The organism is Streptomyces fildesensis (assembly GCF_016107395.1).
Lineage (GTDB): Bacteria > Actinomycetota > Actinomycetes > Streptomycetales > Streptomycetaceae > Actinacidiphila > Actinacidiphila fildesensis.
Map to the genome: position 1 here is coordinate 108,408 of NZ_JAAIKO010000008.1, position 23,104 is coordinate 131,511.

A 23,104-nucleotide genomic window follows, 5' to 3' on the forward strand; every position below is an offset into this window, starting at 1 on the left:
GACTGGAAAAGTCCACCAGCGGAACAGCTCCAGTGCAAGGACAGGTGAGTCGGACATGACCGCGACGCAGCCGGAGAAGGCAGCCGCCCGGGCACCCGGGACACAGCCCCCCGCGCCCTGGGAGGGCTTCAGGGGCGGACTGTGGCGGGACGCCGTCGACGTCCGTGACGTCATCCGGTCGAACTGCACGCCCCACGAGGGCGACGGCTCCTTCCTGGCTGGTCCGACCGAGCGTACCGAGAAGGTCTGGCACCGGGTGAAGTCTGGCACCGGGTGCTGGGGATGCTCCCGCAGGAGATCGCCCGCGGCATCCACGACGTGGACGTGCGGACGCCCTCCGCCATCGACGCGTTCGCCCCCGGCTGCATCGACGAGGACCTCGACCTGATCGTCGGGCTGCGGACCGACGCCCCGCTCAAGCCCGCGATCATGCCCAAGCCTCGCCGGCTGTCCGCTGAGCCGCCTGTACTGCCACAACCCGGACACCATGCCGATGCGCGGCGGTACCCGCACCCCCGCCGACGAGATCGTCGAGAAGGCCGCCTCGTTCATTCACCCCGTTCATCCCCGCCGCTGGCGGCGGCGCCACCGTCAGCGGCGGCGAACCGCGGCTGCAACCGGTCTTCACCGGTGAGCTGCTGCACCGCTTCCGGCACGAACTCGGCCTGCACACCGCCCTGGACACCTCCGGCTTCCTGGGCAGCCGGGCCCACGACGCGCTGGTGGCCGACACCGACCTCGTCCTGCTGGACATCAAGTCCTGGGAACCGGGGCTGTACCGGGAGCTCACCGGGCGCGAGCTGCGGCCGGCCCTGGACCTCGCCCGCCGGCTGGAGACGCTCGGCAAGGAGGTCCGGGTGCGCTTCGTCGTGGTACCGGGACTGACGGACGGCGAGGCCGACGTCGAGGGCGTGGCCGCCTTCGCCGGCGGCCTGCCGAACGTCACCCGGGTGGACGCTTTGCCCTTCCACAAGCCCGGTGCGGGAACGTACGAGGCGCTCGGCAAGAGGTTCCCGCCGGCCGCCACCCCGTCGCCGGATCCGCAGGTCATGGACCGGGTACGGGCCCAGCTCCGGGCGCACGGCCTGCACATGGTCCGACCTTCGCCCCACGGGCCGGCGGAAGCGGGGATGCGAGGTGGTACGCATCTCCGCACGGTTCCCATAGGGTGAAATAAGGTGATGAGAGAGGAGTGTCGGTGGAGATCCTGGCGACCGGAGTGCAGAAGGACGAGCGGCCCCTGCTGGAGCGGGATTTCGCCGCCCGCTACCAGCTGCGCTGTCTGGAGACCTTCCTGACCATCGACACCGTGCCGCTCGCCGCAGGCTACGAGATCGTCAGCACCAGTGTGAACGCGCAGCTGGACGCCGACGTCCTGGAGGTGCTCGCCGAGGGCGGCACCAAGCTGATCGCCCAGCGGTCCACCGGATTCAACAACATCGACCTGGACGCGGCCGAACGCCTCGGCCTCACCGTCGCCCGCGTCGCCTACTACTCCCCGTACTCGGTGGCCGAATTCGCCTGGACGCTGGCCACTGCCCTCAACCGCCGGATCGTCCGCGCCGCCACCCGCACCCGCGACTTCGACTTCCGCCTCGACGGCCTGCTCGGCCGGGACTTCCGGGGCCGTACGGTCGGCGTCGTCGGCACCGGCAAGATCGGCGCGGCGTTCACGAGGATCGCGCACGGCTTCGGGATGAAGCTGCTGGGCTGGGACGTCGTACCCGATCCAGCCTGTGTCGAGCTGGGCATGGAGTATGTCGAACTGGACGTGCTGCTCACCGAGTCCGACCTGATCTCCCTGCATGTACCGCTGCTTCCCGACACCCACCACCTCGTCGGCGCGCACGCGCTGGCCCGGATGAAGGACGACGCGATCCTCATCAACTCCAGCCGCGGCGGGCTCATCGACTCCGCGGCCCTGGTCGAGACGCTGCGAGCCGGCCGGCTCGACGGCGTGGGCCTGGACGTCTACGAGGAGGAGGCCGGCGTCTTCTTCTTCGACAAGTCGTTGGAGATCATGACGGACGACACGCTGGCCCGCCTGCTCACCTTCTCCAACGTCCTGATCACCTCGCACCAGGCCTACTACACCGTGGACGCGCTCGACCAGATCGTCGAGGCCACGGTCCGCAACGTCGACGACTTCCTGGCCGGCCGGGTCGGTGCCGGCACCCTGGTCCCGAAACGCCCGGCGAGCCCGGCCCCCGCCCCGTGACACCCCAGGCCCCGAAACCATCCAGGAGAGACCAGCCCATGCGTATCGGAGTCCTCACCGCAGGCGGCGACTGCCCCGGCCTCAACGCCGTGATCCGATCGGTCGTGCACCGCGCGCTCACCGGGCACGGCGACGAGGTCATCGGCTTCGAGGACGGCTTCGTCGGGCTGCTCGAAGGCCGCTACCGCCCGCTCGGCCTCAACTCGGTCAGCGGCATCCTGGCCCGCGGCGGCACCATCCTCGGCTCCGCGCGCCTGGAGCGCGGCCGGCTGCGCGAGGCCGCGGACAACGCCGAGGAGCTGTGCCGCCAGTACGGCATCGACGCCCTCATCCCGATCGGCGGCGAAGGCACCCTGACCGCCGCCAAGATGCTGTCGGACGCCGGAATGCCGGTCGTCGGCGTGCCGAAGACCATCGACAACGACATCTCGGCCACCGACCGCACCTTCGGCTTCGACACCGCCGTCATGGTCGCCACCGAGGCCATCGACCGTTTGAAGACCACCGCCGAATCGCACCAGCGCGTCATGGTCGTCGAGGTCATGGGCCGGCACGCCGGCTGGATCGCCCTGGAGTCCGGTATGGCGGGCGGCGCGCACGGCATCTGCATCCCGGAGCGGCCGTTCGACCCCGCCGACCTGGTCGCGATGGTCGAGGAGCGCTTCGCCCGCGGCAAGAGGTTCGCCGTCATCTGCGTGGCCGAGGGCGCCCACCCCGCCGAGGGCACCATGGACTACGGCGTCGGCGAGGTCGACAAGTTCGGGCACGAGCGGTTCGCCGGCATCGGCACCCGGCTCGCCGTCGAACTGGAGGAGCGCCTCGGCAAGGAGGCGCGTCCCGTCATCCTCGGCCACGTGCAGCGCGGGGGCGTCCCGACCGCCTACGACCGGGTGCTGGCCAACCGCTTCGGCTGGCACGCCGTCGAAGGCGTCCACAAGGGCGCCTTCGGGCACATGACCGCGCTGCGCGGCACCCAGATCGAGATGGTGCCGCTCGCGGACGCGGTGGTGGAGCTGAAGCGGGTCCCGGACGAGCGGATGGACGAGGCCGAGTCGGTGTTCTGACCCGGCCGTTCCCTGGCCGCTTCGCCGGGACCGCTTCCAGGGCCCGTTCCAGGGCGGTGGTTCAGCCGATGGTGAGGACGATCTTCCCGGTGTGGTGGCCGTGCTCGCTGGCGCGGTGCGCCTCGGCGGCGTCCGTCAGCGGGTACGTGCGGGCGATGCTCACCTGCAGCGAACCCTCCGCGTGCAGGGCCAGCGCACCGGCCAGCGCCCCCTCGGTGCGGTCCTGGCCGGGGCCGCCGCTGGAGAAGCGCACCTGGTGGGCGGGGGCGTGCATCGCGTCGGCGATGGTCACCACCCGCTCCGGGCCGCCGGCCAGCTCCACCGAGACGCCCAGCACGTCCCGGCCCGCCGCGTCCAGGACGGCGTCGACGGGGCCGCCGGACACGGCGCGGACCCGCTCGGCCAGGCCGTCGCCGTATGTCACGGGAACGGCGCCCAGCGAGCGCAGGTACTCGTGGTTCGCCTCGCTCGCCGTGCCGATGACCCGGACGCCGCGGGCCACCGCGAACTGCACGGCCAGCGTGCCGACGCCGCCGGCCGCGGCGTGGATCAGCAGGGTCTCGCCCGCTTTCACGTCCAGCAGTTCCAGGGTGCGCCAGGCGGTCTCGGCGGCGACGGGCAGCGCCGCGGCCTCGGCCCAGGACAGCGAGGCGGGCTTGACCGCCAGCCGGCCGGCGTCGACCACCAGCTGCTCGGCGTAGGCGCCGGCGACCGGGCCGAAGACCTCGTCGCCGACCGCCAGGCCGGTGACGCCCTCGCCGACCGCCTCCACGGTGCCGGACGCCTCCAGACCGGGTACGTGCGGCAGTTCCACCGGGAAGACGGCGGAGACCGCGCCGCTGCGGATCTTGCAGTCGAGCGGGTTCACGCCGGCGGCGTGCACGGTCAGCCGCACCTGGCCCGGTCCGGGAGCGGGCACCTCGATGTCGGTGGGCTGCAGGACGTCGGCGTCGCCGTACGCCGCGAACGCAATGGCCTTCGTCATGGGAACGCACTCCTCAAAGTGGTGGACAGCACCGAACCGTTCCGGCCCGGCCTCGTCGTGGTGTTCACAGCCTGGCCCGCGCGTCCCGGAAACCCGCCCCGCCTTTCGGACAGTCCCAGCTGTCCGAAAAGCCAGGCCGTAGCCGCAGCGCGCCCAGTTCCGTTGACGCTATGGAATCCAGCGGCTGGAACGAACCGGAACACGCTCTGACCGTGGCCCTGGAAGTCGTCCAGGCCCCGCTCGGCCAGACCCTGCCGACCCACATCTCGTACGGGGACACCGCAACCGGGCCATCGCCGAGGACCTGCACATCAGCGAGTCCACGGTGAAGTTCCACGTCGCGAACATCCTGAACAAACTCGATGTCGACACCCGCGGCGAGGCCGCGGCGCTGGCCCGTTCCGGGGGGACATTGCGGCGGCTTGAGGGGCGATTCACCAGAAGTACCCCGAACGGACCATGTACTTGATCCGGTGGGCACCGGCGGTGCAGTCTGATCCATCCGACGACGGCGGCGGATGAGGGAAGGTGCCCCGCGTGGCGACGACAGCGGACGAGGCGCCCGGCTACGGCTCCGGTCACGGCGCGGGCGACTGGCGGTGGACGCTGTTCTGCTGCCTGGCGGCCGCGGGTCTGCTCGGCGGCGCGCTGGGCGGCACTCTCTTCGAACTCACCGAGTACGGGCAGTACACCTATCTCGCCCTCGGGCCGATCGTCGGTGGCGCGCTCGGAGCGGTCTCGGGCGGTCTGGCCGGCGGGCTGCTGGTCTGTCTGCCGCCGCGCTGGGCGTTCGCCCCGGGGACGGCGCCGTCCTCCGCCGCCGCGGTGGTGGTCCTGCTGGAGCTGGGCACCGTCGACGCGTTCACCTCCGAGGGCGCCGTCGAGCAGTTCTTCTCCGGCGGCCCCGGGCTGCCGATGCTGCTCGTCCCGGCGCTGGCCGCGGCCGGTGTCGCGCACGTGGTGGCGCGCGGCTGCCGGCGGTTCGGCGGGGCGTTCTCCGGCAGCGCATGACCGCGCCCCGGGCGACAGCTCGGGGCTGCGGGCCGGGGCGCGGAATCCATCCGTGCGACAGGTGCGGTGTCAGCCGGTCTCAGCCGGTGTAGACCGCGAGCGCCTTGGTGAAGTCCCAGTTGTTCTGGCTGATTCCGCTGCAGGCGTCCGCGTCGGTGCCGGAACCGCACTTGCGGTCGCGGTTGACGGACCAGAAGCTGACGCGGGCCAGGTGGTGGCTGGTCGCGTAGGAGACCATCGACTTGAAGTTGGCGAGGGTGACCTTCTCGCCGGCGCTGTCGGTGATGCCGTTCATCGAGGAGAAGCCGACCTTGCGGTAGGCCGCGTCCGAGGAGAGCCCGTAAGCGCTGGCGACGGCGTTCTTCAGACCGTCGACCGCGGACTTGGTGGTGGCCGCCATGTCGACGGCGCCCTGGTCGTAGTCGAACGGCATGACCGCCCAGCCGTCCGCGTTCAGCCCGGCTGCGGCGCCCTTCTTGATCAGGTCCTTGCCGTTGGAGTCGGGCCCCGTGGGGGTGGTTCCGAAGGTGATGTACACCTTCACGTCGCTGTTGTTGGTCTTGATGATCTTCAGGGCGTCCACGGTGCGCTTGCGGACCGTGGAGTTCTCGACCGCCGAAGCCTCGATGTCGATGTCGATGGACTTCAGCTTGTAGGCGGTGATCGCCTTCTGGTACGCGCCGGCCAGTGCGGAGGCCGAGGTGCACTTCTCTTCGAGCTTGTTGCCGCTCCAGCCGCCGAAGGAGACGGTGACATCGCCGCCCGCGTTGCGGATCGCGTTGATCGTCGACGCGTCGGTGCCTCCGGTGAGCGCGCGGCTCCCGTCCCACTTGGGATTACAGCCGCCGTCGGAGAGCATGAAGGCCATCGTGAACTGCTTGATGCCGGTGGCCGACATGACGGACGTCGCGGACGGCGGGGTGCCCCAGCCGAGGTACAGGTACGGGGCCGCGATGCCGCTGGGGAGAGCGGCGGCGGCCTGCGGGGCGGCCTTCGCGGCGGTGGGGGTGGTGGCCTGGGCGGTCGCGCCGAGCGCGGACGCCGCGGCGAGCCCTACGGTCGCGGCCAGCGCGATGCGGCCGCGGCGGGAGTGCGGGAAGACGAGCATGGGGGAGAACTCCTAGCGTGTACGGGAGTTGGCTCTGGGAATGCTGCGTGAACGCTAGTGGTCCTGCATGCCTGCGACAAGAGATTGGTTAGGAAAGTTTCCTATTGCCATGGGAAGAAGAGCCGTTCAGCCGCCGGTACGGCCGTCCCGGCCGGGCCCCGCGGACCAGCGGTAGCTGAGCTCCGGCCGCCCCACCTGCCCGTACTGCGGGCTGCGCACCGCGCGCCCGGTGTCCACCAGATGTTCCAGATAGCGCCGGGCGGTGATCCGCGAGACACCGACGGCCGCGGCCGCCGCGTTCGCCGAGATCCCGCTCACCGCCTCGCGCAGCGCTGCCGTGACCGCCTCCAGCGTCGGGGCGCTGAGCCCCTTCGGCAGCACCGGTGACTCCGGGCTGCGCAGCGACGCCAGCGCCCGGTCCACCTCGTCCTGCCCCGAGGCCTCGCCCCCGGCCAGCTCACGGCGGAACCGGGCCCACCGGTCGAGGCGGTCGCGCAGGGTGGGGAACGTGAACGGCTTGAGCAGGTACTGCACGACGCCGGCGGACACCGCCTGCCGCACCACCCCGAGGTCGCGGGCGGACGTCACCGCGATGACGTCGGCGGTGTGACCGGCCGCCCGCATCGCCTGGACGACCTGCAGACCGTGCCCGTCCGGCAGATGGAGGTCGAGCAGCACCAGGTCCACCGGGTGCTGGCGGAAGAAGCGGAGCGCGTCCCCGCCGGAGTGCACCGTGCCGACGACCGTGAAGCCGGCCACCCGCTCGACATACAGCCCGTGCGCCGCGGCGGCGATCGGATCGTCCTCGACCACCAGGACCCGGCTGGTGCCGGGGCTGTGCACGGTCTTCTGTCCGGTGTGCGCGATGTCGCTCATGTCCGTGCCTCCCGCTGCAGCGGCATGCGGACGGTGAACACCGCACCGCCCCGGTCGTCCTGCCCCAACTCGACCGTGCCGCCGCCGCGCCGTGCGGCCTGCTCGACCAGGGCCAGGCCGAGCCCGCGCCCCTCGCTCTTCGTCGTCCAGCCGCGCTGGAACACCTCGCGCAGCACCTGGGGGTCCACACCGCGCCCGGTGTCGGTGACCTTCAGCAGCAATTCGTTCCCTTCGGTCCGCGCGGTGACCGCGACCTTCGGCCGGCCGGTGCCCTCGACAGCGGCGTCCAGGGCATTGTCGACAAGATTGCCCAGGATTGTCACGAGGTCGCGCGCCGCGAATCCGTCGGGCAGGACGCCGTCGTCGATCCGGCTGTCCTCGGTGACGGTCAGCTCGACCCCGCGCTCGTTGGCCTCGGCCGCCTTGCCCAGCAGCAGCGCGGCGAGCACCGGTTCACCGACGGCGCCGACGACCTGGTCGGTGAGGGCCTGCGCCAGCTCCAGTTCAGCGGTGGCGAAGTCCACCGCCTCGTCCGCGCGGCCCAGTTCGATCAGCGAGACCACGGTGTGCAGCCGGTTGGAGGCCTCGTGCGCCTGGGAGCGCAGCGCCTCGGCGAAGCCCCGCACCGAGTCCAGCTCGCCGGTCAGCACCTGCAGATCGGTGTGGTCCCGCAGGGTGACGACGGTGCCCCGGCGCTCCCCGCCGAGCACCGGTGAGGTGTTGACGACCACGACCCGCTCGGCGGTGAGATGCACCTCGTCGACGCGGGGCTCGGCCGCGAGCAGCGCGCCGGTGAGCGACGCGGGCAGCCCGAGGCCGTCCACGTAGCCGCCGACGACCTCGCCGGTGAGACCGAGCAGTTCGCGGGCCGCGTCGTTGCAGAGCAGCACCCGGCGGTCGGCGCCGAGCAGGATCAGCCCCTCGCGCACCGCGTGCAGGGTCGCCTGGTGGTAGTCGTACATCCGGCTCAGTTCGGTGGCGGCCATGCCGTGCGTGTGGCGGCGCAGCCGGGCGTTGGCGAGGTACGTGCCGAGGCCGCCGATCGCGAGCGCGGCGGCCGCGACGGCGATCAGTACGGTCAGCTGGCCGCGCACCTCGTGGCTGATCGCGTCCACCTTGATGCCGACGCTGACCAGCGCGATGACCCGGCCGCCGGGCCCGTCGCGCACCGGTGCCACGACCCGCACCGACGGGCCGAGCGTGCCGGTGTACGTCTCGGTGAAGGTCTCGCCGCGCAGGGCCCGCGCGGTGTGGCCGAGGAACGGCTCGCCGATCCGCTGCGGGTCGGGGTGGGTCCAGCGGATGCCGTCAGGCGCCATGATCGTCACGAAGTCCACGCCGGCGTCGGCGACCACCCGCTGCGCGTACGGCTGGAGCACCGTGCTCGGATCGGTGCCGGGCGCCGCGAGGGCGGCCTGCCGGACGGTGGGGGAGTCGGCGATCGACGCGGCCGCCGCCCGCACCCGGCCGTCCGCCCCGTCCTCGGCCCGGCTGTGCGCCTGGACGTAGGCCAGCACCGCGCACCCCGCGACGACGACGGCCACGATCACCACCTGCATGGCGAACAGCTGGCCGGCGAGGCTGCGGGGACGCGAGGGAGCGCGCCGGATCATCGGCATGCCCCACAGTCTGCACGCCCTACCGAGAACTCAATGAACGCAAACGTGACCCCGGTCACGCGGCCGCGCATAGTCACCGAAGTTACCGAGACCTCGGGAGGCAGACGTGACGACGCAGAGCCGCGACGTGACCACGCAGAGCCGCAAGAAGGACCGTACGCACTATCTGTATCTGGCAGTGATCGCGGCGGTCGTCGCCGGGATCGTGCTGGGACTGGCCGCACCCGGTGTGGCCAAGGAGTTCAAGCCGCTGGGCACCGGCTTCGTGAACCTGATCAAGATGATGATCTCGCCGATCATCTTCTGCACGATCGTGCTCGGCATCGGATCGGTGCGCAAGGCCGCCAAGGTCGGCGCCGTGGGCGGGCTCGCGCTCGGCTACTTCATGGTGATGTCGACGGTGGCGCTCGCCATCGGCCTGGTGGTCGGCAATGTGCTGCACCCGGGCAGCAGCCTGCACCTGACCACGGCGGCGAAGGCGGCCGGGCACAAGCAGGCGGCCGGCAGCGAGGGGACCGTCGACTTCCTGCTCGGCATCATCCCCAAGACGATGGTGTCGTCCTTCACCGAGGGCCAGGTGCTGCAGACGCTGCTGGTCGCGCTCCTGGTCGGCTTCGCCGTTCAGGCGCTCGGAAAGGCCGGGGAGCCGGTGCTGCGGGGCGTCGGGCATATCCAGCGGCTCGTCTTCCGGGTGCTGTCGATGATCATGTGGGCGGCGCCGGTGGGCGCGTTCGGCGCCATGGCGGCGGTGGTCGGCGAGACCGGCACGGGCGCGCTGAAGTCGCTGGCCGTGATCATGATCGGCTTCTATGTCACCTGCGCGATCTTCGTGGTCGTGATCCTCGGCACCCTGCTGCGGCTGGTCGCCGGTGTGAACCTCTTCCACCTGCTGAAGTACCTCGGCCGCGAGTTCCTGCTGATCCTGTCGACCTCGTCGTCCGAATCGGCCCTGCCGCGGCTGATCGCCAAGATGGAGCACCTGGGCGTCAGCCGCCCGGTGGTCGGTATCACCGTGCCGACCGGCTACTCGTTCAACCTCGACGGCACCGCCATCTATCTGACGATGTCCTCGCTGTTCATCGCCGAGGCGATGGGCGACCCGCTGTCGGTCGGCCAGCAGATCTCCCTGCTGCTCTTCATGATCATCGCCTCGAAGGGCGCGGCCGGTGTCACCGGCGCCGGCATCGCCACCCTGGCGGGCGGCCTGCAGTCGCACCAGCCCGCCCTGGTCGACGGGGTCGGCCTCATCATCGGCATCGACCGCTTCATGAGCGAGGCCCGCGCCCTGACCAACTTCGCGGGCAACGCCGTCGCGACGGTCCTCGTCGGCACCTGGACCAAGGAGTTCGACAAGGACCGCGCCGTCCGGGTCTTCGCCGGGGAACTGCCCTTCGACGAGTCCACCCTGGTGGACGACCACGCCGAGGCGGCCCCGAAGGTCGACACAGCGGAGACGGCCGACACGATGCCGGCCCCCAGGGACCACGAAACCGTGAAGGCCGGTTAGCGGTTCGCGCAGGGCGGTCAGGGGTTCTGCAGGCCGGCCCAGAAGCGTTCGCTGACGGTGTCCAGGAAGGCCCGGCCGCCCGCGCCGCCCGACGCGGGTACGTCGTTGCCCCAGTTGAGGGTCGCGACCATCACGGACTGGTACTCCGAGTGCATGCCGCGCAGCACCGGTTCGATCCGGTGCCGGGGCAGCGGCACCAGGGCCGTGACGGGTTTGACGTACGCCTGCCAGCGGGTCGCCACGGCTTCCCGCAGCAGTGCGTCCAGCCGCTTGTCGCCGCCGGTGACCGTCAGGAGTTCCGGCAGCGACAGGCCGAGCACGTCGGCCAGTGCCGCGGTCTGCCGCTCGTTGCCGGTCCAGCGGCCCTGGACCTCCATGCGTTCGTAGTCGGAGATCGGCATGCCGACCGCCCGCGCCAGGTCGGAAGGGGCGATACCGCGGGCCCAGCGGTGTTCCAGCAGGGTGGTCGGCGTGCTCATGAGATCGGACGGGTCGCACCACAGGGCGCCGGCCAGAGCGGGCAGCTCGGAGGCGCGCGGCACGAGTTCACCGCGCTCCCAGGCGGCGATGGTCTCGGGCCGTACGGGGGTGCCGTAGGAGGTCCACATGGCATGGGCGATGTGGGAGTGGTTCATCCCGAGCTGGGCACGCAGCCGTCTGATCGCCGATGCGTCGAACGGCAGCCGGGGCGGATCAGAAGAGGGTCGGTGCACGGGGTCAGCGTAGGGGTGCCGGTGCCGCGTCCCCATGGTGCGGACCACCGAACCGGGGCGCGTGAATACGCCACCGGTTCGGAGGAACGTACGAGTGCGGAGGTCAGGCCGGTCGCAGCCAGACCGTGGCCAGCGGCGGGAGGGTGAGCAGGAGGCTCTGCTCCTGCCCGTGCCAGGACGTCGGTTCGGCCTTGAGCGGGTGCCCGGTGCTGCCGGTGGCGGTGCCGCTGCCGCCGTAGCGCGCGTCGTCGGTGTTCAGCACCTCCTGCCAGGCCCGGTCGGGAACACCGATCCGGTAGTTCTCGCGGACCACCGGTGAGAAGTTGCTGACGCACACCAGCGGTTCGCCGTCCGCGTCGTAGCGGAGGAACGAGAAGGTGTTGTCCTCGGCCGCGCCGCCGTCGATCCAGGCGAAGCCGCCCGGGTCGGTGTCGCGCTGCCAGAGGGCCGGCGTCGCGTTGTAGGTGCGGTTCAGCTCCCGGACCAGATCGCGGACCCCGCGGTGGTCGGCGGCCGCCGCGTACGTCTCGTCCAGCAGCCACCAGTCGGGCCCGTGGTCGTGCGACCACTCCGCGCCCTGCGCGAACTCCTGCCCCATGAAGAGCAGCTGCTTGCCCGGATGCGCCCACATGAAGCCGAGGTACGCGCGGTGGGTGGCGCGCTGCTGCCACCAGTCGCCGGGCATCTTCGAGACCAGCGAGCGCTTGCCGTGCACGACCTCGTCGTGGGAGATCGGCAGCACGTAGTTCTCGGAGTAGGCGTAGACCATCGAGAACGTCATCTCGTGGTGGTGGTACTTGCGGTGCACCGGCTCCTTCGCCACGTACTCCAGCGAGTCGTGCATCCAGCCCATGTTCCACTTCAGCCCGAAGCCGAGCCCGCCGGAGTCGGTGGAGCGGGTGACGCCGTCCCAGGCGGTGGACTCCTCGGCGATCGTCACGACCCCCGGGCAGCGCCGGTAGACGGTCGCGTTCATCTCCTGCAGGAACGCCACCGCGTCCAGGTTCTCCCGGCCGCCGTGCTGGTTGGGCGTCCATTCGCCGTGCTCACGCGAGTAGTCCAGGTAGAGCATCGAGGCCACCGCGTCGACCCGCAGGCCGTCGATGTGGAACTCCTCGCACCAGTAGACGGCGTTGGCCACCATGAAGTTCCGGACCTCGGTGCGGCCGAGGTCGAACTCCAGGGTGCCCCAGTCCGGGTGCTCGGCGCGGTTCGGGTCGCCGTGCTCGTAGAGCGGGACGCCGTCGAAGTTGGCCAGCGCCCAGTCGTCCTTCGGGAAGTGCGCGGGCACCCAGTCCATGATCACGCCGAGCCCCGCCCGGTGCAGCGCGTCGACGAGGAACTTGAAGTCGTCGGGGGAGCCCAGCCGCGAGGTCGGCGCGTAGTACGACGTCACCTGGTAGCCCCAGGAGCCGCCGAACGGGTGCTCGGCCACCGGCATCAGCTCGACATGGGTGAACCCCAGGTCGGCGACGTACGTGGGCAGCTGCTCCGCCAGCTCGCGGTAGGTCAGACCCGGCCGCCAGGACGTCAGATGCACCTCGTAGACCGAGAACGGCGCCTGGTGGACGGGGACCGCGGCGCGCCGGGCCATCCAGTCGGCGTCGTTCCAGGTGTGGTGCGAGGAGGTGACGATCGACGCCGTCGCGGGCGGCAGTTCGGTGCTGCGGGCCATCGGGTCGGCCTTCAGCGTGCGGCCGCCGTCCGGGCGGGCGATGTCGAACTTGTACGCCGTCCCGTCGCCGACCCCCGGCACGAACAGCTCCCACACGCCGGTGGAGCCGAGCGAGCGCATCGGGAAGCCGGTGCCGTCCCAGAAGTTGAAGCCGCCCGCGACCCGCACCCCGCGGGCGTTGGGCGCCCAGACGGCGAACCGGGTGCCGGTGACGCCCTGGTGGGTCATCGGCCGGGCGCCGAGCGCCTCCCACAGCTGCTCGTGGCGGCCCTCACCGATCAGGTGCAGGTCCAGCTCGCCGAGCGAGGGCAGGAACCGGTACGGGTCCTGCACGGGGTGCTCGCCGTCCGCGTACCGCACCAGCAGTTCGTACTCGGGGATCTCCCGCAGCGGCAGCACCCCGGCGAACAGCCCGTCGCCCTCGTCCAGCAGTTCCGCGCGCAGTCCCTTCGCGGTGACCGCCACTCCCAGCGCGTACGGCCGCAGCACCCGGAACAGCACGCCGCCGGTCACCGGATGGGCACCGAGCAGCCCGTGCGGGTCGTGGTGCGCACCGTCCAGCAGCCTGCCACGGTCCGCGTCGTCCAGCGGTTCCGCGGGCCGGACGCCGCGGACCGCGACCCGCGCCGGAGCGGCGTCCTGGGTCGAGGTGGCGGGCGGCGAGACCGGCCTGGCCGGCACGACAGGGGCGGCGGGCGCGGCGGGAGCCGCGGGAGCCGCGGCCGGGGGGCCGGGCCGGGGGGTGGTGATGGAGCCCGGGTCCCGGGTCTCGCCCCGGGACGGCGGAACGGCCTCCGTCGTCTGCCGGGGAGCGCTCCCCGAGGCGGGCGGGCGGGTCACCCCGGACTCGTATCCCCGTGCGGCGGCCTCCGACACCGCCGGAGCCGGAGCCGGGGCAGGAGCAGGAGCAGGCGCCGGAGTCACTGCGGGTGTGGGCGCGGGCGCCGGCGCGGCGGGCGTCACGGGAGCCGGCGGCCGGCCGAGCGGCTCGCCCGGCGCCTTCTCCGCCGGGGATACGGCGGTGGTGGGCACGGCGGCGGGCGCGCCCGGCGTGAGGGGAGACGGCTGGCGCTCGGTCACGGTGTGATCCTCCTCGGAGGGGGGTTGGATGCGAGGCGGTCGATGGCTGACATCGGAATGGGGAGCCAGGCGGGGCGGTGCCGGGCCTCGTACAGGACTTCGTAGACGGCCTTGTCGGTCTCGTAGGCGCGTATCAGTACGGGCTGGTCGCGCGGATCGGTGCCCGACGTCGCGGCGTAGCCGGTGCAGAACGCGTCCCGGTGCCGTTCCGCCCACGCGCCGGCGGTCGGTGCGGCCGGATCGCGGTGCCGGGCGGCGTAGTCGAAGGAGCGCAGCATCCCCGCGACGTCCTGTACCGGTGGCGCCGGCAGCCGGCGCTCCGACAGCGGACGCGAGGGCTCGCCCTCGAAGTCGATCAGCAGCCAGTCGTGGTCCGCGGTGCGCAGCGCCTGGCCGAGATGCAGATCGCCGTGGATGCGCTGGGCGGCCACCCGCGCTCCGGTGCCGCCGAGTTCCGACAGGTCGTGGAAGGCCGCCCTCAGCCGGGTGCGGTACGGGCGCAGCTCCGGGACCTCGGCCGCGGCGGTGTCCAGCCGCTGCGCCATGGTCGCCGCGATCAGCTGGATCCTGCGGCGGTCCAGCGAACCGGTGGGCAGCGCGCGGGCCAGCGCGGCATGGACCTCGGCGGTGGCGGCGCCCAGGGCGCGGGCGTCGGCGGTGAACTCCGTACCGTCGTCCATCGCCCGCAGGGCCAGCTCCCAGCCGTCGGCCGACCCGGGCAGATAGCGCTGCAGCACGCCGAGCGTCGCGGGTTCCGCGCCGATGCCGTCCGGGGTGCCGGCCGGCTCCGGCAGTTCCAGCGCCTCGAACCAGGCGGCCGGCGCCGCGACCCGCCGGGAGCCGTCGCGGGCCAGGGCGAGGGAGAGTTCGAGGTCCGGGTTGGCGCCGGGGGAGACCCGGCGGAACACCTTGAGGATGTACTCGTCGCCGTAGATGACCGAGGTGTTCGACTGCTCGGCGGTGGACAGCCGCGGAGCCAGCCCGGCCGGGACGGTGGCCGACGGCTCGGTGAGGAAGCGCAGCCGACCGGTGCGGCCGGGGGCGCGGAGACGTTCCAGCAGCACCGCGGTGAGCCGCGGGTCGTACAGCCCCTCGTAGATCGTCAGACCGTCGAGTGGCCCGCCGGTGGCCTGGCCGACGGCGGCGGGCGCGAGCGAGGGCGGGAGCAGCGTGCGGGTGCCGAGCAGCAGTTGGTAGCAGTCGGCGCGGCGGCCGGCCTGCTCCACGTCGAGCAGCAGATGGAGCAGGCCCGGGGTGCCCAGGCGGCCGCCCAGGGGCAGCAGTTCGGTCGCCGACACCAGGTCGAAGCCGGTGATCGGCCGGCCCTTGCCGGCGAACCAGCGCTGCTGCGGTAGCCATTCCAGCAGCAGTGGGCTGAGCGAGTGCAGCAGCCCGGGGGCTGTGGCCGGTGAACGGCCGGTGGTAGGAGAGGTGCGGGTCCAGGAGCTGTCCGACATGACGTCCTTTCCCCGGGGAATCGCGCACCCTGCCCGGAAGCGTGCGGCGGGGAGTGCGCGTAAGCCTCCCGGATGACGGGCGGTGGCTGTCCGGCGACACGGGGAGCCTGCCCCGGCCGGGTGACAGGAAACCGCCGTACGGGCCCGCCCGGAGGGTGTTCCGGGCGGGCCCGCCGGTCGGGGGCCGGCGGCCTGGGGGTAACTCCCAGCGGTAGCTGGGGGAGCTACACGGGGTCGCGGCGCAGCCGGAACCAGTAGAAGCCGTGACCGGCGAGGGTCAGCAGATAGGGCAGTTCGCCGATGGCGGGGAACCGCACCCCGCCGATGAGCTCGACCGGGTGCCGGCCGCTGAACGTCCGCAGATCCAGCTCGGTGGGCTGGGGGAAGCGGGAGAAGTTGTGGACACACAGGACGAGGTCGTCGCCGTATTCCCGCAGGAACGCCAGTACAGCGGGGTTGCTGGAGGGCAGTTCCGTGTAGGAGCCGAGGCCGAAGGCCGGGTTCTGCTTGCGGATCTCGATCATGCGCCGGGTCCAGTGCAGCAATGAGGACGGGCTGCTCATCGCCGCTTCGACGTTGGTGACCTGGTAGCCGTAGACCGGATCCATGATGGTCGGCAGATAGAGCCGGCCGGGGTCGCACGAGGAGAAGCCCGCGTTGCGGTCGGGCGTCCACTGCATCGGGGTGCGGACCGCGTCCCGGTCGCCGAGCCAGATGTTGTCGCCCATGCCGATCTCGTCGCCGTAGTACAGGATCGGCGAGCCGGGCAGCGACAGCAGCAGTGCCGTGAACAGTTCGATCTGGTTGCGGTCGTTGTCCAGCAGCGGGGCGAGCCGGCGGCGGATGCCGATGTTGGCCCGCATCCGCGGGTCCTTGGCGTACTCCGCGTACATGTAGTCGCGCTCTTCGTCGGTGACCATTTCGAGGGTCAGCTCGTCATGGTTGCGCAGGAAGATGCCCCACTGGCAGGTCTGCGGGATGGCCGGGGTCTTGGCCAGGATTTCCGAGACGGGGTAGCGCGATTCGCGGCGCACGGCCATGAAGATGCGCGGCATCACCGGGAAGTGGAACGCCATGTGGCACTCGTCGCCGCCGCGCTGGAAGTCGCCGAAGTAGTCGACGACGTCCTCCGGCCACTGGTTGGCCTCGGCGAGCAGCACGGTGTCCGGGTAGTGCAGGTCGATCTCGGCGCGGACCCGCTTCAGGAACTGGTGGGTCTGCGGCAGGTTCTCGCAGTTGGTGCCCTCCTGTTGGTAGAGGTAGGGCACCGCGTCGAGCCGGAAGCCGTCGATCCCCAGATCGAGCCAGAACCGCAGCGCGGCCAGGATCTCCTCCTGGACCTGCGGGTTCTCGTAGTTGAGATCCGGCTGGTGGGAGAAGAACCGGTGCCAGTAGTACTGCTTGCGCACCGGGTCGAAGGTCCAGTTGGACGTCTCGGTGTCGACGAAGATGATCCGCGCGTCCTGGAACTCCTTGTCGTCGTCCGCCCAGGTGTAGTAGTCGCCGTACGGGCCGTCCGGGTCGGAACGGGACTGCTGGAACCAGTCGTGCTGGTCACTCGTGTGGTTCATGACGAAGTCGATGATCACGCGCATGCCGCGCTGGTGCGCCGCGTCCACGAACTCCACGAAGTCGGCGAGGTCGCCGAATTCCGGGAGCACGGCGGTGTAGTCGGAGACGTCGTAGCCCCCGTCGCGCAGTGGCGAGGCGAAGAAGGGCGGCAGCCACAGGCAGTCCACCCCGAGCCATTGCAGGTAGTCGAGCTTGGCGGTGATGCCCTTCAGGTCACCGACACCATCGCCGTTGCTGTCCTGGAAGGACCGCACGAGGACTTCGTAGAACACCGCCCGTTTGAACCAGTCGGGATCTCGGTCCTTTGCCGGTGTGTCCTCGAAGGTGTCGGGAACGGGTTCGTTGACGATCAACTGAGTGACCCTCCGATCGAAGGAGACGGTCGCAGATGAACGATGTGCGCGGGCGTACGGCCCGGTTCGAGGCGCACATAGTTTTCCCTGCCCCAGTGGTAGGTCTCGCCGGTGAGCTCGTCGCGCACCGGGACGGACTCGTGCCAGGTCAGGCCGAGCTCCGGCATGTTCAACGAGACGGTGGCCTCCTGGGTGTGGTGGGCGTCGAGGTTGACGACCACCAGTACGACGTCCTCGCCGCTGCGCTTGGAGTACGCGAGCACCGCGTCGTTGTCCGTGGGGTGGAAAGCCAGCTCACGCAGCTGCTGCAGGGCCGGATGGCGGCGCCGCAGCCGGTTGAGCCGTGTGATGAACGGGGCCAGCGAGCGTCCTTCCGCCTCGGCCGCGGCCCAGTCGCGGGGACGCAGCTCGTACTTCTCCGAGTGCAGGTATTCCTCGCCGCCGTGTCGTACGGCGTCGCCCTCGTACAGCTCGAAGCCCGCGTAGACCCCCCAGGTGGGTGACATCGTCGCGGCCAGCACGGCGCGCACCTCGAACGCGGGGCGGCCACCGTGCTGAAGGTACGCGTGCAGGATGTCCGGCGTGTTGACAAAGAAATTCGGCCGCATGTAACTGGCCGCGTCCCCGGACAGCTCCGTCAGGTAGTCGGTCAGCTCCTCCTTGGCGGTGCGCCAGGTGAAGTACGTGTACGACTGCTGGAAGCCGATCTTCGCCAGGGTGTGCATCATCGCCGGCCGGGTGAACGCCTCGGCCAGGAAGATCACGTCGGGATCGGTGCGGTTGATGTCGGCGATGACCTTCTCCCAGAAGACCACCGGCTTGGTGTGCGGGTTGTCGACCCGGAAGATCCGTACGCCGTGCTCCATCCAGTACCGCAGGACGCGCAGCGTCTCGCGCACGATGCCGGGCATGTCGGCGTCGAAGGCGATGGGGTAGATGTCCTGGTACTTCTTCGGCGGGTTCTCGGCGTAGGCGATGCTGCCGTCGGGCCGGTGGGCGAACCAGTCCGGATGCTTGTCGACCCAGGGGTGGTCGGGGGAGCACTGCAGGGCGAAGTCGAGGGCGATCTCCAGCCGCAGCTCGCGGGCCTGCTCCACGAAGAAGTCGAAGTCCTCGATGGTGCCCAGATCGGGGTGGATCGCGTCGTGCCCGCCCTCCGGCGAGCCGATCGCCCAGGGGCAGCCGACATCGTCCGGGCCCGCGACGAGGCTGTTGTCCGGGCCCTTGCGGAAGGCCGTGCCGATCGGATGGATCGGCGGCAGGTACAGGACGTCGAAGCCCATCGCGGCGACGGCCGGCAGCCGTTCGGCCGCGGTGCGGAAGGTGCCGGACCGCGGCGGGCTGCCCTCCTTGACGACCGCGCCCTCGGAGCGCGGGAACAGCTCGTACCAGGAGCCGAACAGCGCCCGCCGGCGCTCGACCTGCAGCGGCATCGGACGGGAGGCGGTGACCAGCTCCCGCAGCGGGAACCGGTCGAGGACGGCGGTGACCGCGGGGGCCACGGCCGCGGCGTGCCGTTCCGCCGCGGTCCTGTTCTCGTCGAGCAGTACGTCGACGGCGGCGAGTACGGCGGCCCGGCCGTCGTTCTTGGGCACCCCGGCGGCGGCCAGCTCGTGCAGCCGGGCGCCCTCGGCGAGGACCAGGGCGGTGTCGATCCCGGCCGGGATCTTGATGCCGGCGACATGCCGCCAGGTGGTGACCGGATCGCTCCAGGCCTCCACGGTGTACGTCCAGCGGCCTTCCGCCGGCGGGGTGACGTCCGCGCCCCACCGGTCGGTGCCGGGGGCCAGCTCCCGCATGGGGGTCCAGGGTCCCGAGCGGCCGTTGGGGTCGCGCAGCACGACATTGGCGGCGACCGCGTCATGGCCTTCGCGGAAGACCGTGGCGGTGACCTGGAAGGTCTCGCCGGCGACCGCTTTGGCCGGCCGGCGGCCGCAGTCCACGAGCGGGCGGACGTCGAGGACGGGGATGCGACCGATCATTGCCTCACCTGGGAGCGCTGGGGAGTGGACAGGAGGGGGATGCTCCGGAGGCTGCTTGCGCCGGCGGGCGGCGGCGCGGCGGGCGGCTTCCTTGCGTGCTCCCGCTCTTTGTATCTGCTCCTGTGGACGTGTTCTCGCGTGCATGGCCGCTCCTGTCCGCGTTCACTCGGTTGGAGGGTCGGGCGAATGGCGGAGTCATGAGGGGGATGAAGTGACTCCGCATTGCCGGGAGCCTTCCCATTGGATGGCAGTCAAAAGCTCCCGGGAAGGGGTACCGGTGCGTACTTTGCGGGGAGTTGGAGAAGCCGTCCGGCCCCGCAGGACGGGAGGGGCCGGACGGCTGGTCGGTGAATATGCCGGAGGACGGTCAGAGCGGGCGGCTGGACCAGGTCTGCCAGGGCTGCGCGGCCACCCAGCCGGCGATGGAGGTGAGCTTGATCCCCAGCCCCTGCTCGGCCTCCCGCGGGTCGCCGTCCATCAACCGCTCGTCCGTGCCCTCCGCCATGTAGTGGTAGATCCCGGCGACGCCGGCGGCCGCGTTCGGGCCGATGGCCTTGGCCAGCGCGGCCTCGAAGGCGGCGGGCGGCAGGGCCTGGTACGCGACGGGCCGGCCGAGGCCCTCGGCGAACGCGGCGGCGAGTTCGTTCCCGTCGACGGCCTGTCCGCCGCCGATGTCCAGGACCCGGCCGTCGAGGCCGTCGTTGAAGAGCGCGGCGGCCACCGCGACCGCCAGGTCGTCGTGCGAGATCCAGGCGATCCGCCGGTCGGCCGGCAGCGGGTACGCGAGCACGCCCTCGTCGACCAGGGCCGGCCCGTTCCAGGGACTGAACAGGTTGTCGAGGTACACCGGTGGCCGCAGCACGACCAGCGGCACACCGCAGTCCGCCAGCACCGCCTCGGCGATCCGGCGGGTCTCGAACGCGGCCACTCCGGCGGTGTCCGAGGGCACGCGGGTGTTCGCGTTGTACACGATCCGGGTCACCCCGGATTCGAGCGCGGCCTCCGCGATGTGCATCGCATACGTCTCAATACGTAGGGGGTCGTACTCCAACGGCATGGTCACTACTGCGTGTGTGGCGCCCTTGAACGCCCACATCACGTCGTCCCGGCTACCGAGGTCACCGGCCACGAACGAGACCCCCGCGATGTCCGGGCGCGCTACGGCCGGCCGCCGCGTCAGGCTGCGGACCCGGTGCCCGCGTCCGGCGAGCAGCCGGGCCACGGCGCCCCCCTGGAAGCCGGTCGCTCCCACGACCAAGCAACGCTGGTGAATCTCCTCCGACATCGGTGTGTCGCCCTTCGCTAGAATGAATCAGCGATTCCGCCTCACCTCAGGCTGGTCGGGGCGCACAGGGGCGGCAATAAGCAAACCGGGACGGGGATTAAGGGTTCGTCCATGGAATCTGGCGGGAACGACCTCCTCAGCGAACTGCTCAGGCCACTGCGCCTGACCGGCGTGTTCGACAGCCTCTGGACGGTGCGGGCGCCCTGGGCGATCGAGGGGGACTCCGAGCAGAGCTGCGCGATCCTGCACTACATGGTCGAGGGCGACTGCTGGATCAGCGCGGGCGACTGCCCGCCGATCCAGCTCCACCAGGGGGACTTGGCGGTCTTCCCCACCGGGACCGCGCACCGCCTCTCCGATCTGCCCGGCCGGCAGGGCGTCCCGCTCAGGGCGGTGCTCCCGGAGCGCGAACCCGGCACGTCAGGAGTGCTCGTCGTGGAGGGCACCGGCGAGCGGAGCCGCATCCTGTGCGCCGGACTGCACTACGACGCGACGGCCGCGACCTCGCTGTACCGGGCGCTGCCGTGGTCGCTGGTGCTGGACCGGACGCAGGTCGACAAGGAACCGCTGCTGCGCGACACCCTCGCCTCGCTCGCCGCCGCCGAGCGGCGCGGCGAGCCGGGATCGCAACTCGTCACCCTGCGGGCGTTCGAGATGGCCTTCGTGCTGGCGCTGCGCCCGCTGCTGCGCGAGCTCTCCGACAACCCGGCCGTGCTGCCCGCGCTGCGTCACCCGGGCATCAGCAGGGCGCTCATCATCGTCTCCACCCGCTTCTCGGAACCGTGGACGATCGAGGCGCTGGCCCGCGAGGTCGGCATGTCACGGTCGGCCTTCACCGCCACCTTCCGGGAGCTGGTGGGCGAGGCGCCGGCCCGGCATCTGACCGGGCGTCGGATGCAGGAGGCCGCCCGGCTGCTCACCGAGACGGCGGTTCCGCAGGCGGCCGTGCCGCCCCGCGTCGGCTACCAGAGCGCGGTCGGGTTCCATCTGGCGTTCCGCAAGTGGTTCGGGACAACGCCTGGTGAATACCGCGGCAACTGGCCGGTTCATAAACGGGACCGGCAGGACGTTCATTGATTAGCACACGTGTATGAGGCAGTCTCTTCAACGGCGCGTCGAAGATCGTTGAGGAGACACGGTGACCAGGTCCGGCCAGGAGTACAAGGATTCGCTGCGAGACGGACGCGAGATATGGATCGACGGGGAGCGGGTCAAGGACATCACCCGCCACCCGGCCTTCCGCAACACCGTCGACTCCATCGCGGGACTGTACGACCTCTCCCACGACTCCGCGCACTCCGCCGTACTCACTGAAGGCGGCGTCCACCGGGCCTTCCTGATACCCCGTTCGTACGAGGACCTGGTCGCCCGCCGAAAGGCGCACAAGGTGTGGGCAGAGGCGAGTTTCGGCTATCTCGGCCGCACTCCCGACTACATGGCGGCCGGGATCGCGGGCTTCGCGGCGGCGCCGGGGCTGTTCACCACGGACACCTTCGACGGCGCTCCGAACGTCGCGGCATACCACCGGCGGATGTCGGAGGGCGATCTCTATCCGACGTTCACCATCACCAATCCGCAGATCGACCGGACGAAGTCCGCGGCCGAGCAGGAGCGCGACGACCTCGTCGTCCGGGTGGTGGCGGAGCGCGACGGCGGCATCGTCGTCCGCGGCGCCAAGATGATCGGCACCGCGGCGGTCTTCGGCAACGAGGTCCTCGTCGGCACCATCGAGCCGCTGGCCCCGCAGGACGTCGAGCACGCGCTGTGCTTCTCGATACCGGTCGACACCCCCGGCCTGAAGTTCATCTCCCGCACCTCGTACGAGGCCCAGGCCCGCAGCGTCTTCGACAACCCGCTCTCCTCGCGCTTCGACGAGAACGATGCCCTGCTGGTCTGCGAGGACGTCTTCGTCCCGTGGGAGAACGTGCTCGCGTACCGCAACGTCGACGTCTGCTTCGGGCAGTGGTGGCAGACCCCCGCGTACGTGAACTTCGTCCACCAGGCCGCCACCCGCTTCTGGACCAAGCTGGAGTTCCTCACCGGCGTCGCGATCCTGCTCGCCAAGGCCAACAACACCTACCAGCTGCCGCCGGTGCAGACCCAGATCGGCCGGCTGATGGGCTGGGTGGCGCAGGCCAGGTCGATGGTGCTGGCCGCCGAGGCCGGGTACGAGCAGGTCGACGGCGGACGCGGCGGCGTGATGCCCGACAAGGAGATCTCCTACGCCCACCGGATCATGGCCGGTGACCTCTACCCCAGGGCGATCAGCGAGATCAAGCTGCTGGCCGGTGGCGGTGTCATCCAGCTCCCCGCCTCCGCGCAGGACCTGCTGCACCCGGAGATCGGCCCCGTCATCGCGAAGTACATCCGCTCGCCGGGACACCCGGCGCAGGACCGCGTCAAGCTGCTCAAGCTCGCCTGGGACGCGCTCGGCACGGAGTTCGCCGGACGGCACGAGCAGTACGAGCGCTTCTACCACGGCGCCCCGCACGTCTATCTGCTGCAGCAGGCGTGGGAGGGCGACACCGGTGCCTGCGAGAGCCTGGCCCGGACCTGCCTCGACGGGTACGAACTGCAGCCGCTGCCCCGGGCCTGAGGC

Annotated in this window: 19 protein-coding genes and 1 pseudogene; 9 read left to right on the top strand and 11 right to left on the bottom strand. The window is 71.1% G+C overall.

The window, feature by feature from the left end; all coding sequences use genetic code 11:
• Positions 1 to 282: 282 nt before the first annotated feature.
• Positions 283 to 378 (top strand): annotated as a pseudogene (locus C6N31_RS45550) (hypothetical protein); the annotation flags it as partial.
• Between the two features lie 170 nt (positions 379 to 548).
• Here the strand turns inward: C6N31_RS45550 and C6N31_RS45160 are convergent.
• On the bottom strand, positions 549 to 671 hold the full coding sequence (locus C6N31_RS45160) for a hypothetical protein (protein WP_269770778.1): 123 nt from the start codon (positions 669 to 671) through the stop codon (positions 549 to 551).
• A 51-nt stretch (positions 672 to 722) separates the two neighbouring features.
• Here C6N31_RS45160 and C6N31_RS15170 point away from each other — a divergent pair, with 51 nt between their 5' ends.
• Genes C6N31_RS15170 through C6N31_RS15180 form a run of 3 tightly spaced genes read left to right on the top strand, consistent with a single transcriptional unit; the run spans position 723 to position 3,282 of the window.
• Entirely contained in the window at positions 723 to 1,172 is a 450-nt protein-coding gene (locus C6N31_RS15170) for a radical SAM protein (protein WP_368860180.1), read from the top strand.
• Positions 1,173 to 1,198: 26 nt separating this feature from the next.
• Positions 1,199 to 2,218 (top strand): 2-hydroxyacid dehydrogenase, encoded by a 1,020-nt coding sequence (locus tag C6N31_RS15175; RefSeq protein WP_164607134.1) that lies wholly within the window; start codon positions 1,199 to 1,201, stop codon positions 2,216 to 2,218.
• Positions 2,219 to 2,256: 38 nt separating this feature from the next.
• Positions 2,257 to 3,282, top strand: coding sequence for an ATP-dependent 6-phosphofructokinase (locus C6N31_RS15180; RefSeq protein ID WP_164293403.1), 1,026 nt, complete (start codon positions 2,257 to 2,259; stop codon positions 3,280 to 3,282).
• A 61-nt stretch (positions 3,283 to 3,343) separates the two neighbouring features.
• Here the strand turns inward: C6N31_RS15180 and C6N31_RS15185 are convergent, their stop codons facing one another.
• A complete protein-coding gene (locus C6N31_RS15185; RefSeq protein ID WP_198357683.1) occupies positions 3,344 to 4,267 on the bottom strand; it encodes an NADP-dependent oxidoreductase in 924 nt (307 codons plus the stop codon).
• A gap of 184 nt (positions 4,268 to 4,451) precedes the next feature.
• Between C6N31_RS15185 and C6N31_RS45165 the strand changes: the two genes are divergently transcribed.
• Together C6N31_RS45165 and C6N31_RS15195 are read left to right on the top strand one after the other, a co-directional pair.
• Positions 4,452 to 4,736: a response regulator transcription factor gene (locus C6N31_RS45165; RefSeq protein WP_269285177.1), complete on the top strand. Its 285-nt coding sequence runs from the start codon at positions 4,452 to 4,454 to the stop codon at positions 4,734 to 4,736.
• 68 nt (positions 4,737 to 4,804) lie between these two features.
• Positions 4,805 to 5,278 carry a hypothetical protein gene (locus tag C6N31_RS15195; protein WP_138357112.1) on the top strand — a complete coding sequence of 158 codons (474 nt, stop codon included), beginning with the start codon at positions 4,805 to 4,807 and terminating at the stop codon, positions 5,276 to 5,278.
• 79 nt (positions 5,279 to 5,357) lie between these two features.
• Here C6N31_RS15195 and C6N31_RS15200 read toward each other — a convergent pair whose 3' ends face one another.
• From C6N31_RS15200 to C6N31_RS15210, 3 genes are all read right to left on the bottom strand, one after another.
• A complete protein-coding gene (locus C6N31_RS15200) occupies positions 5,358 to 6,386 on the bottom strand; it encodes a chitinase (protein WP_138357111.1) in 1,029 nt (342 codons plus the stop codon).
• Positions 6,387 to 6,512: 126 nt separating this feature from the next.
• Complete coding sequence (locus C6N31_RS15205) at positions 6,513 to 7,262, bottom strand: response regulator (protein ID WP_164293406.1); 750 nt, start codon at positions 7,260 to 7,262, stop codon at positions 6,513 to 6,515.
• Positions 7,259 to 8,881, bottom strand: a complete 1,623-nt coding sequence (locus C6N31_RS15210; RefSeq protein WP_232485222.1) for a sensor histidine kinase — start codon at positions 8,879 to 8,881, stop codon at positions 7,259 to 7,261. Before C6N31_RS15210 ends, C6N31_RS15205 begins: the two co-directional genes overlap by 4 nt.
• Before the next feature lie 106 nt (positions 8,882 to 8,987).
• On the opposite strand from C6N31_RS15210, the gene C6N31_RS15215 reads away from it, so the two are divergent.
• Positions 8,988 to 10,388, top strand: coding sequence for a cation:dicarboxylate symporter family transporter (locus C6N31_RS15215; RefSeq protein WP_381586239.1), 1,401 nt, complete (start codon positions 8,988 to 8,990; stop codon positions 10,386 to 10,388).
• A 17-nt stretch (positions 10,389 to 10,405) separates the two neighbouring features.
• Here C6N31_RS15215 and C6N31_RS15220 read toward each other — a convergent pair whose 3' ends face one another.
• The 6 genes from C6N31_RS15220 to C6N31_RS15240 form a co-directional block, all read right to left on the bottom strand.
• Complete coding sequence (locus C6N31_RS15220) at positions 10,406 to 11,101, bottom strand: helix-turn-helix domain-containing protein (RefSeq protein WP_244809438.1); 696 nt, start codon at positions 11,099 to 11,101, stop codon at positions 10,406 to 10,408.
• A 103-nt stretch (positions 11,102 to 11,204) separates the two neighbouring features.
• Positions 11,205 to 13,856: a 1,4-alpha-glucan branching enzyme gene (gene glgB / locus C6N31_RS15225; protein WP_307811403.1), complete on the bottom strand. Its 2,652-nt coding sequence runs from the start codon at positions 13,854 to 13,856 to the stop codon at positions 11,205 to 11,207.
• Positions 13,853 to 15,313, bottom strand: a complete 1,461-nt coding sequence (locus C6N31_RS43820; protein WP_138354877.1) for a maltokinase N-terminal cap-like domain-containing protein — start codon at positions 15,311 to 15,313, stop codon at positions 13,853 to 13,855. Before C6N31_RS43820 ends, glgB begins: the two co-directional genes overlap by 4 nt.
• Positions 15,314 to 15,537: 224 nt before the next feature.
• Complete coding sequence (gene treS, locus C6N31_RS15230; RefSeq protein ID WP_138354878.1) at positions 15,538 to 17,238, bottom strand: maltose alpha-D-glucosyltransferase; 1,701 nt, start codon at positions 17,236 to 17,238, stop codon at positions 15,538 to 15,540.
• Positions 17,235 to 19,220 carry an alpha-1,4-glucan--maltose-1-phosphate maltosyltransferase gene (locus C6N31_RS15235; protein ID WP_187145027.1) on the bottom strand — a complete coding sequence of 662 codons (1,986 nt, stop codon included), beginning with the start codon at positions 19,218 to 19,220 and terminating at the stop codon, positions 17,235 to 17,237. Before C6N31_RS15235 ends, treS begins: the two co-directional genes overlap by 4 nt.
• A 367-nt stretch (positions 19,221 to 19,587) precedes the next feature.
• Positions 19,588 to 20,505 carry an SDR family oxidoreductase gene (locus C6N31_RS15240; RefSeq protein ID WP_138354880.1) on the bottom strand — a complete coding sequence of 306 codons (918 nt, stop codon included), beginning with the start codon at positions 20,503 to 20,505 and terminating at the stop codon, positions 19,588 to 19,590.
• Between the two features lie 111 nt (positions 20,506 to 20,616).
• Here C6N31_RS15240 and C6N31_RS15245 point away from each other — a divergent pair, with 111 nt between their 5' ends.
• Both C6N31_RS15245 and C6N31_RS15250 read left to right on the top strand, forming a co-directional pair.
• Entirely contained in the window at positions 20,617 to 21,582 is a 966-nt protein-coding gene (locus C6N31_RS15245; protein WP_138354881.1) for an AraC family transcriptional regulator, read from the top strand.
• A 61-nt stretch (positions 21,583 to 21,643) separates the two neighbouring features.
• A complete protein-coding gene (locus C6N31_RS15250) occupies positions 21,644 to 23,101 on the top strand; it encodes a 4-hydroxyphenylacetate 3-hydroxylase family protein (RefSeq protein WP_138354882.1) in 1,458 nt (485 codons plus the stop codon).
• The last annotated feature ends 3 nt before the right edge of the window (positions 23,102 to 23,104 follow it).